General features: G+C 62.9%; 11 protein-coding genes. 9 read left to right on the forward strand and 2 right to left on the reverse strand.

The window, feature by feature from the left end:
- Positions 1-20: 20 nt before the first annotated feature.
- A complete protein-coding gene (locus tag ACX93L_RS20615) occupies positions 21-2,375 on the forward strand; it encodes a transketolase (protein WP_459406682.1) in 2,355 nt (784 codons plus the stop codon).
- A 61-nt stretch (positions 2,376-2,436) separates the two neighbouring features.
- On the opposite strand, the gene ACX93L_RS20620 is transcribed toward ACX93L_RS20615, so the two are convergent.
- Positions 2,437-3,336 carry a LysR family transcriptional regulator gene (locus tag ACX93L_RS20620; RefSeq protein ID WP_459406585.1) on the reverse strand — a complete coding sequence of 300 codons (900 nt, stop codon included), beginning with the start codon at positions 3,334-3,336 and terminating at the stop codon, positions 2,437-2,439.
- Between the two features lie 257 nt (positions 3,337-3,593).
- Between ACX93L_RS20620 and ACX93L_RS20625 the strand changes: the two genes are divergently transcribed.
- From ACX93L_RS20625 to ACX93L_RS20660, 8 genes are all read left to right on the forward strand, one after another.
- Positions 3,594-4,394, forward strand: a complete 801-nt coding sequence (locus ACX93L_RS20625) for a 5-oxoprolinase subunit PxpA (RefSeq protein ID WP_459406586.1) — start codon at positions 3,594-3,596, stop codon at positions 4,392-4,394.
- Positions 4,395-4,406: 12 nt separating this feature from the next.
- Positions 4,407-4,646 (forward strand): acetyl-CoA carboxylase, encoded by a 240-nt coding sequence (locus ACX93L_RS20630; RefSeq protein ID WP_459406587.1) that lies wholly within the window; start codon positions 4,407-4,409, stop codon positions 4,644-4,646.
- Positions 4,643-6,025, forward strand: a complete 1,383-nt coding sequence (locus ACX93L_RS20635) for an acetyl-CoA carboxylase biotin carboxylase subunit (protein WP_459406588.1) — start codon at positions 4,643-4,645, stop codon at positions 6,023-6,025. Before ACX93L_RS20630 ends, ACX93L_RS20635 begins: the two co-directional genes overlap by 4 nt.
- Positions 6,025-6,900, forward strand: a complete 876-nt coding sequence (locus tag ACX93L_RS20640; protein WP_459406589.1) for a 5-oxoprolinase subunit B family protein — start codon at positions 6,025-6,027, stop codon at positions 6,898-6,900. The genes ACX93L_RS20635 and ACX93L_RS20640 overlap by 1 nt, the downstream gene beginning before the upstream one ends.
- A complete protein-coding gene (locus tag ACX93L_RS20645) occupies positions 6,890-7,858 on the forward strand; it encodes a 5-oxoprolinase subunit C family protein (RefSeq protein ID WP_459406590.1) in 969 nt (322 codons plus the stop codon). The genes ACX93L_RS20640 and ACX93L_RS20645 overlap by 11 nt, the downstream gene beginning before the upstream one ends.
- 35 nt (positions 7,859-7,893) lie before the next feature.
- A complete protein-coding gene (torT, locus tag ACX93L_RS20650; RefSeq protein ID WP_459406591.1) occupies positions 7,894-8,970 on the forward strand; it encodes a TMAO reductase system periplasmic protein TorT in 1,077 nt (358 codons plus the stop codon).
- A gap of 78 nt (positions 8,971-9,048) precedes the next feature.
- A complete protein-coding gene (locus ACX93L_RS20655; protein ID WP_459406592.1) occupies positions 9,049-10,563 on the forward strand; it encodes a sugar ABC transporter ATP-binding protein in 1,515 nt (504 codons plus the stop codon).
- Positions 10,560-11,597: an ABC transporter permease gene (locus ACX93L_RS20660; protein WP_459406593.1), complete on the forward strand. Its 1,038-nt coding sequence runs from the start codon at positions 10,560-10,562 to the stop codon at positions 11,595-11,597. Before ACX93L_RS20655 ends, ACX93L_RS20660 begins: the two co-directional genes overlap by 4 nt.
- A gap of 323 nt (positions 11,598-11,920) precedes the next feature.
- Here ACX93L_RS20660 and ACX93L_RS20665 read toward each other — a convergent pair whose 3' ends face one another.
- The gene (locus ACX93L_RS20665; protein ID WP_246701931.1) at positions 11,921-12,694 is read right to left on the reverse strand and encodes a helix-turn-helix transcriptional regulator; all 774 of its coding nucleotides are present in this window, start codon (positions 12,692-12,694) and stop codon (positions 11,921-11,923) included.
- Positions 12,695-12,972 lie beyond the last annotated feature (278 nt).

The following is a 12,972-nucleotide window of genomic DNA, read 5'->3' on the forward strand; positions in this document are numbered from 1 at the left end:
GAGGAGCAGTCATGGATAAGATGAGCCGATTGAAGGATCTCGAACGCCAGGCCCATTGGCTGGCGAGCTGGATGATCCACAATGCCAACCATCTGCGCGACAAGGACGAGGTGAAGGTCGGCGGACACCAGGCCTCCTCCGCTTCAATGGTGTCGATCATGACGGCGCTCTATTTCCATACGCTGCGCCCGGAGGACCGGGTGGCCGTCAAGCCGCATGCCTCGCCGGTCTTTCACGCCATTCAGTACATCATGGGCAACCAGACCCGTGAGAAACTGGAGAACTTCCGCGGCTTCGGAGGCGCCCAGTCCTATCCGAGCCGTACCAAGGATATCGACGATGTCGATTTCTCGACCGGCTCCGTGGGGCTCGGCGTCGCCATCACCGCGTTTGCCTCGATCATGCAGGACTACATTCGCGCCAAGCCCTGGGCAGCCGACCGCGCCAAGGGGCGCATGATCGCGCTCGTCGGTGACGCCGAACTCGACGAGGGCAACATCTACGAATGCCTTCAGGAAGGCTGGAAGCACGACACTCGCAATACCTGGTGGATCATCGACTACAATCGCCAGAGCCTCGACGGTGTCGTGCGCGAGGGCCTCTGGCAGCGGATCGAGGCGGTCTTCCGGGCGTTCGGCTGGGATGTCCGCGTGCTGAAATACGGCACGCTTCAGCAGGCCGCTTTCTCCGAACCCGGCGGGGAAGCCCTGCGCCGCTGGATCGACAACTGCCCCAACCAGCTCTACTCGGCCCTGACATTCCAGGGCGGTGCCGCCTGGCGCAAGCGCCTGCTCGACGAGATCGGCGACCAGGGCAATGTGACGGCCCTGATCGAACGGCGCGACGATGCCGAACTCGCCGAACTGATGAGCAATCTCGGCGGCCACTGCCTGCGTTCGCTGACCGAGGCCTTCGACAGCATCGACCACGACCGCCCGACCGTCTTCCTGGCCTACACGATCAAGGGTTGGGGCACGCCGCTTGCCGGCCACAAGGACAATCATGCCGGCCTGATGACCAAGGCGCAGCTGGCCGAATTCCAGCAGACGATGGGGGTCGAGGAAGGCCGCGAATGGGAACGCTTCGCAGCGGTGCGAAACCCCGACGGGCTCGACGCGTTTCTCGAGCAGGTTCCCTTTTTCAGCAAGGGGACGCGCCGTCTGCAAGCCGACAAGATCGCCTCGCCCGGCCCCGTCCTGCTCGACGATCGCGAATTGTCGACCCAGGCCGGTTTCGGCAAGATCCTCGATGCGCTTGCGCAAAAGGGCGGAAGCCTTGCCGACCATATCATCACGACGGCCCCTGATGTCACCGTGTCGACCAATCTCGGCCCATGGGTTAATCGCCGCGGCCTCTTCGCATCCGACCACCAGAAGGACACCTTCCGCGACGAGCGGGTGCCCTCCGCGCAGAAGTGGGCGTTTTCGCCGGACGGCCAGCATATCGAGCTCGGCATTGCCGAGATGAACCTCTTTCTACTGCTCGGCGCGGCCGGCCTGTCGCATTCGCTGTTCGGCGAACGCATCCTGCCAATCGGCACGGTCTACGATCCCTTCATCGCTCGCGGCCTCGATGCCTTGAACTATGCCTGCTATCAGGATGCGCGCTTCATGATCGTCGGGACCCCGTCGGGCGTGACGCTCGCCCCCGAAGGTGGCGCCCACCAGTCGATCGGCACGCCGCTGATCGGCATCAGCCAGGACGGACTGGCAAGCTTCGAACCCGCTTTTCTCGACGAACTGTCCGTCATCATGGACTGGTCCTTCGACTACATGCAGCGCGACGGAGAGGGAGACCCGGACGAGCGAACCTGGCTGCGCGACGAGACCGGCGGCTCCGTCTACCTGCGCCTTTCCACCCGGCCGCTCGAACAGCCGCTGCGTCGCGAGGACGATGCCTTCCGTCAGGGTGTCATCGACGGCGCCTACTGGCTGAAGAAGCCCGGCCCCAACGCCACCGTCGTGCTGGCCTATCAGGGATGCGTGGCGCCGGAGGTCATCAGGGCGGCCGGCATGATCGGTGAGGATCGCCGCGACATCGGCGTGCTGGCGATCACCTCTGCTGATCGACTGAACGCCGGCTGGACGGCAGCCCAGCGCGCGAGGCGGCGCGGCGTCGTCAATGCCCGCGGCCATGTCGAGAGCCTGCTCGCAGGCCTTCCGGCCCACTGCACGCTCGTCACGGTCACCGATGGCCATCCGGCAAGCCTTGCCTGGCTCGGCTCGGTCCACGGCCACAAGACCGTGCCGCTGGGCGTCGAGCATTTCGGACAGACGGGGACCATCACCGACCTCTACCGGCATTTCGGCATCGATACCGACACGATTGTCCGAACCGTCTCCAACCTGACGCCGGGGCGGCGCCTGAGCGCATAGTTCCACCCGAAAGGCGGCCCCGTCGTCCGCCTTCGCTCCGCCGCGTCTCGCGCCGGCAGAACTATTCGGGAATGTTGAACGAGCGGCGGAAGTAGGAGCGGACGGCCTCCATCGCGGGGCTGAACTCCCCGTTGCGCCGCCAGGCGAGGCCGACATCCATCGACGGGATGGGATCGGTCAGGGCGATGGTCTCGATGCGCCTGCCTTCGAGCGACCAGGGGCGGTGTACCATGTCTGACAGGATCGCCACACCTTGCGCATTCGCCACCAGCGAACGCACCGCCTCGACGGAGGAGGTGCGAAGCGTGATGCGCGGCAGGTAGGCGGTCTGGCTCCAATACTTCAGCGAACTGTGCGACGCCTCGTCCACCGTCAGCATGATGTAGTTTTCCTCCGACACCTCCTTGAGGCCGACACCATCCTCGCTCAGCAGCCGATGGCGCGCCGGCACCCAGAGACGCCGCTGTGAACTCAGAAGCTTCTCCGTCGTCAGTTCCGGGTTCAGGATATTCGAGGTCAGCATCACCGCGATGTCGTAGCGGTTGGTCAGTAGCCCCTCCTCGACGGATTCACGGTTGAGCTCGAAAAGCTGGATGTCGATCCCGGGAAACTGGCGCTTCATTCGTTCGATGTGAAACGGCAGGAAGTAGCCGATGACGGTATAGGTCGTCGCGATGCTGAGCGTACCCATGACCTCGCGGGTCACCAGGTTGAGCTGCGTCGCCTCCTCAACCTTCTGCAGGATTTCATAGGCCTGGGACAGGAAGCGGCGCCCCGCCGCCGTCAGCTCCATCCCGTGCGGTGTGCGCTCGAAGAGCCCAGCCCCGACGGTTTCCTCGAGGTCCTTGATCGCCGTGGTCACGGCCGACTGCGAAATCGAGAGATTCACCGCAGCCTGGGACACCTGTCCCGCCTCCGCGGTTGCGATGAAATATCGGATTTGTCTGAGGCTGAGCGACATGCCATCCACCAATCTGAATCTGAAATACTCGACATCTGAAAATCAGAACGAAAATCGTTCTGATTGCAGACATCATCAGTCTTCTCGTCAAAACACGAGAAAAGCGCCTGACTCTAATGAGCTTCTTTTGAAAGCCCCACAACCGACCTCCATACAAATATCAGATAATGCACTTCTGAAAATAGAATTTTTCAAATGAAAATTTTCTTCCTACGGTTTTCTGACAAATACGCAGGCATCTCGCTGCGTTGCACAAAATGCAGGCAAGACAGGGAAGAAAAGTGGCACTCGAGGTCGTAGACATCAATTGTGATCTGGGCGAGGCCTTTGGCCGCTGGCGTGTCGGCGACACCGAAGACAGCGCCCTGATGGGACTGATCAGTTCCGCAAACATCGCGGCCGGCTTCCATGCCGGCGACCCGAACCTGATGGACAACACCGTGCGCGTTGCCGTCGAGCACGGCGTCGGCATCGGTGCCCATCCGGGCTATAACGACCTTCAGGGTTTCGGCCGCCGCAAGATCAACGGCACGGCCCGCGAACTGGTCAACGACATCGTTTACCAGGTCGGCGCGATCCGCGAATTCGCCCGCCGCCACGGCGCCACCCTCCAGCACGTCAAGCCGCACGGCGCGCTCTACATGGAGATGGCCGTCAATCCGGAATTCGCCCAGCTTTTCGTCCACTACATGCGCACCGTCGCGCCGAACGCCTATGTCTTCTGCATGGCAGGCTCGGCGACCGAAATCGCAGCCCTCGAAGTCGGTCAGCCGGTGGTACGGGAATTCTATGCCGACCGCGACTACGACGAGAGCGGCTCGATCGTCTTCACCCGCGACGTCGGGCGCCCCGATCCGATGGCGATCGCCCGCAAGGTGGTCCGCGCCTGCACCGAGGGCCTCGTGACGACGGTCACCGGCAAGGACATCGAGGTGCCCTTCGAATCCATCTGCTTCCATTCCGACACGCTGGGTGCGCTCGACATCGTGCGCAACATGCGGGAAGCGCTGATCGCCGAAGGCATCCGCATCGCCCCCATTTCAGAAATCGTCAGATAACCGGAGACTACCATGAGCAAGCTCGAGATCAGATCGCCCCTGCCCGGCACCTTCTATCGCAAGCCGTCGCCGGACGCCGCGGCCTACAAGGCCGACGGTGACCAAGTTGCGGTCGGCGACGTCATCGGCCTGATCGAAGTGATGAAGACCTTTCACGAGGTTCACGCCGACGCCGCCGGCAAGATCACCTTCGTCGCCGACGACAACGAGCCGATCATGGCTGGCCAGGCCGTCGCCGAGGTGGAGGCATGACCATCCGTTCGATCCTCATTGCCAATCGGGGCGAGATCGCGGTGAGGATCATCCGCGCCGCCCAGGCGCTCGGCATCAGGACGGTCCAGGTCCATTCGGCCGCCGACCGCGACATGCTCGCGGTCAAGCTCGCCGACCAGTCCGTCGAGATCGGGCCGCCGTCCGCGGCCAAGTCCTACCTCAACATTGAAGCCGTCCTGAAGGCGGCGAAGGAAACCGGCGTCGATGCGGTCCATCCGGGCTATGGCTTCCTCTCTGAAAACGCCGCCTTCGCCCAGGCCGTGGAAGATGCCGGCCTGATCTTCGTCGGCCCCAAGGCTGGCGCGATCAGCCTCCTCGGCGACAAGGTCGAGGCCCGCAAGGTCGCCAAGCGCGCCGGCGTACCAACCGTACCGGGTTCCGAGGGGCGCATCGACGACCTCGCCACGGCACGCACGATCGTCGAGGCGATCGGCTTCCCGGTGATGATCAAGGCCGCTGCCGGCGGCGGTGGCCGCGGCATTCGCATCGCCGAGACCATGGACGATTTCGAGCGTCATTTCCCGCAGGCCTCGGCAGAGGCGCTCGCCGCCTTCGGCGACGGCGGCCTCTATGTCGAAAAAGTGATCACCCGCGCCCGTCATGTCGAGGTGCAGATCCTCGGCGACGGCGAGGATGCCGTGCACTGCTTCGAACGCGAATGCTCGCTGCAGCGCCGTCGCCAGAAGGTCTGGGAAGAGGCTCCCTCCTTCCGCCTGCCGGACGACGTGCGCCAGGAACTCTGCGCCAGCGCCGTGGCGCTTGCCCGCGAGGTCAACTATCGCGGCGCCGGCACCGTCGAATATCTCTATGACGAGACAACCGGCGAATTCTACTTCATCGAGGTCAATACCCGCATCCAGGTCGAACATCCGGTCACCGAGATGATCACCGGCATCGACCTCGTGCAGGAGATGATCAAGGTCGCCGGCGGCGACAGGCTCTCGGTCCGCCAGGAAGACATCCGGGTCGCCGGTCACGCCATCGAATGCCGCATCAATGCCGAAGACCCGGCCCGCGGCTTCCTGCCAGGCCCCGGCACCATCGAGGCACTCGGGGTTCCGGAAGGCGAAGGCGTCCGTTTCGACACGATGCTTTACGAAGGCTACACGGTTCCGCCCTTCTACGACTCGCTGCTCGGCAAGCTGATCGTCTGGGGAGAAACCCGCGACGCTTGCATCGCCCGGCTTGCCGACGCCCTCGACAATTTCGAGATCCGCGGCCTCGCCACCACAATCCCGCTCCACCAGGCGCTTGCCGCCGACCCCTCGGTCGCATCGGGCGATGTTCACACGCGGTTCCTCGAACCCTGGCTGGAAACGGACTTCAAGGCCTTTGTCGCATCCAAGGAGGTTGCCTGATGCCCATGCGCTATACATTCGGGGGTGACGAGCACCTCTTTGTCGAATGCTCGGAGGAAATGTCGCTCGAGGCCTTCTTCAACTCGCTGTCGATGACCACCGGCATCAAGGAAGCGAAGATCAAGGGCGTGACCGAGATCTGCCCGGCCAACGCCTCCTTCCAGATCAAGTTCGACCCCGATGTCATTCATCCGAACGACATCCTGAAGGAAGTGCAGGCAATCGAGGTCGCGGCGGCGAAGTCCGAACCGGTCATCACCACCCGCATCGTCGAAATCCCGGTCTTCTACAACGACCCCTGGACGCACGAGACGCTGATGCGTTTCCGCGAGCGCCATCAGGACCCGACCGGCACGGACCTCGACTACGCCGCTCGCATCAACGACTACGGCTCGGTCGACGACTTCATTACCGCCCATGCCGGCTCGCCCTGGTTCGTCTCGATGGTCGGCTTCGTCTCCGGCCTGCCCTTCATGTACCAGATGGTCGAGCGCAAGCGGCAGATCCAGGTGCCGAAGTACCTGCGGCCCCGCACCGACACGCCGCGCCTCACCGTCGGTCATGGCGGCTGCTTCGGCTGCATCTATTCGGTGCGTGGCGCCGGCGGTTACCAGATGTTCGGCATCACGCCGATGCCGATCTACGACCCGACCCAGACCACCTCCTACCTCAAGGACTTCATGGTGTTCTTCCGTCCGGGCGACATCGTCAAGTTCAAGCCGGTCGATCGCGACGGCTATGACGCAGCGGTCGAGGCGGTCGACAAGGGACAGTTCGTACCCCCGATCCGTGAGGTGAAGTTCGACCTCAACGAATTCCAGAAAGACATCGACGGCTACAACGCGAAGCTGGAGGGCGTTCTCCATGGCCATTAAGGTTCAACATCCCGGTCTTGCGACCTCCGTCCAGGATCTCGGCCGTCCCGGCTATTTCCATCTCGGCATTCCGCTCGGCGGGGCCATGGATCGTCTGGCACTGAAGGCTGCCAACCTTCTCGTCGGCAATGACGAGGGTGCCGCCGGCCTGGAAGCTGTCTTCATCGGGCCGAAGCTGGAATTCACCGAGGACGCCATGGTCGCGGTGACCGGCGCCGAAATGCCGATCAAGGTCGACGGCGAGGAAAAGCCCGGCTGGACCGCCTTCAAGGTCAAGGCCGGCCAGGTCATGACCTTCGACTTCCTGAAGACCGGCGCCCGCATCTATATCGCCGTCTCAGGTGGCATCGACGTGCCGCTCGCTCTCGGTTCGCGCTCCACCTATGCGATCGGCGCTCTCGGCGGCTTCAAGGGCCGCCCGATTGCCGCTGGCGACGAACTGCCGGTCGGAGCCGCGGGCAAGGCGGAAGAAGGCAAGTCGATCCCGGAAGCCTTGCGTCGCAAGCCGGGCATGCCGGCCGAACTGCGCGTCCTGCCGGGGCTCTACTGGCACCGCATCACCGAGGAAGCCGGCCGGAACTTCTTCGAGGACACCTGGAAGGTGGCCCCGGAAGCAGACCGCATGGGTTACCGTTTCCGCGGTGGACGCAAGCTCGACTTCGTCGAACGCACCCCGCCCTTCGGCGCCGGTTCGGACCCTTCGAACATCGTCGATAGCTGCTACCCCTACGGCTCAATCCAGGTGCCGGGCGGCACTGAACCGATCATCCTGCATCGCGATGCGGTCTCCGGTGGCGGCTACTTCATGCTCGGAACGGTGATCTCGGCCGACATGGACCTGATCGGCCAATTGCAGCCGCACACGCCGACCCGCTTCGTCAAGGTGGACATGGAAACCGCCCTGACCGCCCGGAAGGACCGGGCAACGCAGATCGGCAAGATCCGCGCGCTTTTCTGAAACCTAAATTGCCAACTCAAAACAGGGGAACGACCATGAAACACAAGATTGCAATGACGCTCGCAAGCTCCATGCTGGCGCTTGCGGTGGCAAGCCCGGTGCTCGCCGCCGATGCCTGGTACCCGTACCCGGCCCAGGCGATCGAGCCCGCTTTCGCCGCCGACGGCAAGCCGGTCGATGTCGACTATTCGCCGCTCGAAAAGGCGGAAAAGCCGTGGAACATCTGCGTCTCCTTCCCTCACATGAAGGACGCCTACTGGCTCGGCGTGGACTACGGCGTCGCTGAGCAGGCCAAGGATCTCGGCGTCAAGATGAACCTCGTCGAGGCCGGCGGCTACACCGAACTCAACAAGCAGATCAGCCAGATCGAGGACTGCGTCGCCGGCGGCGCCCAGGCCGTGGTCATCGGCGCGATCTCGTTTGACGGCCTCAACAACCTCGTCAGCGAAATCAAGAAGAAGAACATCCCGGTCATCGACGTCATCAACGGCATGTCCTCGCCGGATCTGACCGCGAAGTCGCTCGTCTCCTTCTACACGATGGGCTACGAGACCGGCGCCTATCTTGCCAAGAAGCACCCGGCCGGCTCGGAAGAAGTCAAGGTCGGCTGGTTCCCGGGTCCGGCCGGCGCCGGCTGGGTCGAAGCCGCCAACAAGGGCTTCCTCGAAGCCATCAAGGGTTCGGCCGTCAAGGCGCTCGAGCCGAAGTACGGCGACACCGGCAAGGAAGCTCAGCTGAAGCTGGTCGAAGACGTGCTCCAGGCCGAACCTGACGTCCGCTATGTCGCCGGCACCGCCGTCACCGCCGAAGCGGCCCAGGGCCTCATCCGAGAACGCGGCCTCAAGGGTAAGGTCGACCTGCTCGCCTTCTACATGACGCCCGGCGTCTACGAAGGCATCAAGCGTGGCTTCATCCTCGCGGCTCCCGCCGACTCCATGGTCGTTCAGGGCCGTATCGCCGTCGACCAGGCCGTTCGCGCGCTGGAAGGCAAGGAACTCGTGAAGCATGTCGGCCCGAAGATCTTCGTCGTCGACCCGTCGAACGTCGAAAGCGTGCCGCAGACCAACATCCTGCCGCCGGACGATTTCAAGCCGGTCTTCTCGGTCAACTGACACCCCAAGGTCCCGACGCGCGAATGCGCCGGGACCGCCCCCATTTTTCAAGCGATACGACTTCACGGACCGATACGGATGGCATTGACTGCACCTCTTGTCGAAATGACCGGCATCGCCAAATCCTACCCGGGCGTACGCGCGCTGGACGGCGTCGACTTCTCGCTCGAACGTGGGGAAGTCCACGTTCTGTTCGGTGAGAACGGCGCCGGAAAATCGACACTGATCTCCATTCTCGCCGGCGTCACCGCGCCGACCGAGGGGAGCATCCGTATCGACGGCGAAGAAAAGCACTTCTCTTCAGTGAAAGACGCACGGGCAGCCGGCATCGGCGCCGTGTTCCAGGAATTTTCCCTGGTCCCGACCATGACCGTGGCGGAAAACATCTTCCTCGGCCAGGAACCTCGCAAGATGGGCCTGGTCGACCGCCGCGGCATGGTCGAGGAGGCTCGAGCGCTCTTTGCCGGCCTTGGCTTCGCCATCGACGTTCGCCGTTCGGTGATCTCGCTGTCGCGAGCCGAACAACAGATGGTCGAGATCGCCAAGGCGCTGCACCAGGAAGCGCGCATCCTCATCCTCGACGAACCGACGGCGTCGCTCACCGAACGCGAGACGGAAAAACTGTTTGAATTCATCGGCCAGGCCAAGGCCAGGGGCGTCGGCATCGTCTACATCTCCCACCGTATCCAGGAATTCAAGGCGATCGCCAACCGCATCACGGTGCTGCGCGACGGCCGCCTGATCGGCACGATCGGCGCGGAGAACCTGTCGGAAACCGTGCTGGTCGAGATGATGACCGGCCGCAAGATGGACGAGATCTATCCGCATATCGAACGCAATCCCGTCGCCGAACCGGTGCTGACCATCCGCGGCCTGAAGGCCTGGGGCGTCGGCGGCGTCGACATCGACGTGCGGCGTGGCGAAGTGCTGGGCGTCGCCGGGCTTGTCGGCTCCGGCAAGTCCCGCACCTTCCGCGCTGTCATGGGGCTGCTGCCGGTCGAGGCCGGAACAGTCACCGTTCACGGCCATGACCGGACCGGTTCGCCCACCCGCGACCTCTTGCGCGATGGCGTCTTCTTCCTGCCCTCCGACCGCAAGGAGGAGGGCCTGCTGCTCGGCGCGACGGCCCGCGCCAACATCGCGCTTTCGGTCCTCAACCGCCGCGAAACCAATGCCGGCCTCGGCCTGCTTTCGCCGGGCGGCGTGAAGGCGCTGACCAGCGAGATCGGCAGGAAAGTCGATCTGAGTGAAGCCTTCCTCGAACGCACCGCCTCCAAGCTCTCGGGCGGCAATCAGCAGAAGATCCTCTTCGGCAAGAGCTTTGGCGAGGACTACGACATCTACATCTTCGACGAACCGACCGTCGGCGTCGACGTCGGTACCCGTGCCGCCCTCTATCGCATCATCAAGGCGATCGCCGAGGCCGGCAAGGCCGTCGTGGTGATCTCCTCCGACCTCCCCGAGGCCATGCATCTCGCCCATCGCCTGATCGTCTTTCGCAACGGCCGGATCTCGGCGGAGTTGGAGGGCGAAGCCATTCAGGAACAGGCGGTTCTCGGCGCCTTCTTCGATCAGGAAAGACAATCGGCATGAACACCAAGCTCGAATCCGCGTCGGTCGCCGACGCCAAGCCCTCCTTCTCCGCCCTCGCGGCTCTCAAGGCCGTCTTCGTCAAGCTCGGCGTCCTGCCCTTCTTTCTCGTCGCCGCGCTGGTGCTCTTCACGCTCGCCTCGAAACAATTCCTGACCCTCGACAACCTCACCAATGTCGCGCGCCAGTCGGTCTATCTGGTGCTCGTCTCGCTCGGCCAGATGCTGGTGCTCGTTACCGGCGGCTTCGATCTGGCCGTCGGCACCTCGATTGCGCTGACCTCTGTGGTCTCCGCCTCGGTCATGGTCTATGTCGCCGCCCAGTTCCCCGACATGGTCTGGCTCGTAATCCTGCTCGGCATCCTCGCCGGCTTCCTCGCCGCGCTGGCCATTGGCTCGCTGAACGGCCTCGGCATTGCCCAGTTCGGTGTCTCTCCCTTCATCATGACGCTCGGCGCCCAATCGGTCGGCGCCGGCATCGCGCTCTACCTGACCGGCGGCGTGCCGATCGGCAATCTTCCTTACGAATTCGGTGACTTCTTCGGCTTCGGCCGCATCCTCGGCGTGCCCGTGCCGGTGCTGATCGCCGTCGTCGCCATCGTCGGAATGTGGATCCTGATGAACCGCACCCGCTCCGGCGCGCGCATCTATGCGATCGGCGGCAACATCAAGGCGGCCAACCTCTCCGGCATCAACACCAAGCGCACGCTCTTCCTCGCCTACATCATCTGCGCCCTTCTCGCCTCGGTCGCCGGTGTGCTGCTCACCGCCCGTGTCGAAAGTGGCGAGACCAATCTCGGCGGCACGATCGCACTGGAGTCGATTGCCGCCTGCGTGATCGCCGGCGTCTCGCTCCGCGGCGGCATCGGACGGGTGGAAAGCGTGGTTCTCGGCGCATTCTTCATCGTGCTGGTGCAGAACGGCATGAACCTCATGCAGATCGGCTCCTACATGCAGATGGTGCTCCTGGGTACGCTTCTCATCCTGGCCGTCGTCATCGACCAGTTCCGCTACCGAATGCTGGTCGGTAGCCGCTGACACCACGATTTACAGGAAGCGCCGCGCGGTGCGAACCGCGCGGCCTGGAGGTCACTTCGAAGTCTGGGGATGTGGGGCCGACCACCTTTGGCTGCAGGGGATCGTGCGGTCGGCCCCGTCACGCCATTCGGTAGATAGTGGGGACGAACGGCGAAGACCAATCATACCGCCGACCATATATAAGCGAAACCTACAATATTGATTAGACGCCTAACCCATTGCAATTAGCATCACTTCAGCCGGCCATCTCGACTTGGCACGCGCCACGTCAGGAGCCGAAAATCGGACCTGTAAGAAGCGGAGACGCCGCTGGGATCCGACGGTCAGTTACGGCGCTTGCCGGCCTGCATCGCCCTGTCATTGTTGAAGAAGCGCGAAGCTGCCTCCGTGCGGTTCCGCACATGCATCTTCTTGTAGATATTCCGGATGTGAACCTTCACCGTATTTTCGGAAAGGTGCAGCTTGTCGGCGATGATCTTGTTCTGGGTCCCTTCGCAAAGAAGGTCGAGGATCTGCACCTCGCGCGTCGTGAGCGCCGCCATGTCGCCGGAGGGTAGTGCCAGGTTGCTTGTCCGCGCCACCGAAACCAGTTCGCTGCCCAGACTGTCCGACTCGTCGGCGGCCGGGTCGTTGCTCAACCGCTGCAGAAGCGCCGACGGGAAATGTTCCCCCCCCTTGGCCAGCAAGTCGGTCGCCGCCAGAAAGACGTCAAGGCGCAGATTGAGCGGCAAAATCCCGTCAATTATGCGGGTCTCCGCAAGTCTTCGGAAATAGCCTTCAAGCTTTTCGGTCCCCTCGACGACCATCGCCATCGCCGCACGGTTCTTCCCGCGATGAAAACGCTGGACGACAGCCTGTATTTCCTCGACGGGCAGACGGTAAAGAAGAACGAGCTTGATATCGTTCAATTCTTCCTCCGTTACCTCGGCCAGACTGGGACGGACGACGACTTCGTGCGCAGGAAATTTGTTGGACAGAATTACAGCGAGACACTCTGACAACAGATCCTGATCCGCGATCATAAGTATCGTATTTCCATGGATCCCGGCCTGCGAATGCCGTGCAGGCTCGCTAATGTGAGATTCCGCCATCAACATTCACGCCTCCCCTTGGTTCTCGACTACTCGATACAGTATCACCCCTCGGGAGAACCAACTCAGGCCCCCACTGCCATTATTCTTTAAGCATTAGTTAATGATCGTAGTTCGAAATAAGTGAGATGGAAATGACCATTTTGGGTTATCTCGGCGCGGAAAACGCCGTTTTTCTAGGCCAAACACACTAACCCGTGCCGTTTTCGGACGCTCGACCGAGCTCCGCGTCGGTGCCGGCCAGACAGTCTCGGTCCACAAGTATTAATCAGCCTTTCCTTTGG

The sequence above is a fragment of the Rhizobium sp. CAU 1783 genome (assembly GCF_054551725.1).

Excerpts from the sequence above, each read along its gene's own strand:
- ACX93L_RS20615 (WP_459406682.1), top strand. The coding sequence starts at position 21 with ATGAGCCGATTGAAGGATCTCGAACGCCAGGCCCATTGGCTGGCGAGC.
- ACX93L_RS20620 (WP_459406585.1), bottom strand. The coding sequence starts at position 3,336 with ATGTCGCTCAGCCTCAGACAAATCCGATATTTCATCGCAACCGCGGAG.
- ACX93L_RS20625 (WP_459406586.1), top strand. The coding sequence starts at position 3,594 with ATGCAGGCAAGACAGGGAAGAAAAGTGGCACTCGAGGTCGTAGACATC.
- ACX93L_RS20630 (WP_459406587.1), top strand. The coding sequence starts at position 4,407 with ATGAGCAAGCTCGAGATCAGATCGCCCCTGCCCGGCACCTTCTATCGC.
- ACX93L_RS20635 (WP_459406588.1), top strand. The coding sequence starts at position 4,643 with ATGACCATCCGTTCGATCCTCATTGCCAATCGGGGCGAGATCGCGGTG.
- ACX93L_RS20640 (WP_459406589.1), top strand. The coding sequence starts at position 6,025 with ATGCCCATGCGCTATACATTCGGGGGTGACGAGCACCTCTTTGTCGAA.
- ACX93L_RS20645 (WP_459406590.1), top strand. The coding sequence starts at position 6,890 with ATGGCCATTAAGGTTCAACATCCCGGTCTTGCGACCTCCGTCCAGGAT.
- torT (WP_459406591.1), top strand. The coding sequence starts at position 7,894 with ATGAAACACAAGATTGCAATGACGCTCGCAAGCTCCATGCTGGCGCTT.
- ACX93L_RS20655 (WP_459406592.1), top strand. The coding sequence starts at position 9,049 with ATGGCATTGACTGCACCTCTTGTCGAAATGACCGGCATCGCCAAATCC.
- ACX93L_RS20660 (WP_459406593.1), top strand. The coding sequence starts at position 10,560 with ATGAACACCAAGCTCGAATCCGCGTCGGTCGCCGACGCCAAGCCCTCC.
- ACX93L_RS20665 (WP_246701931.1), bottom strand. The coding sequence starts at position 12,694 with ATGTTGATGGCGGAATCTCACATTAGCGAGCCTGCACGGCATTCGCAG.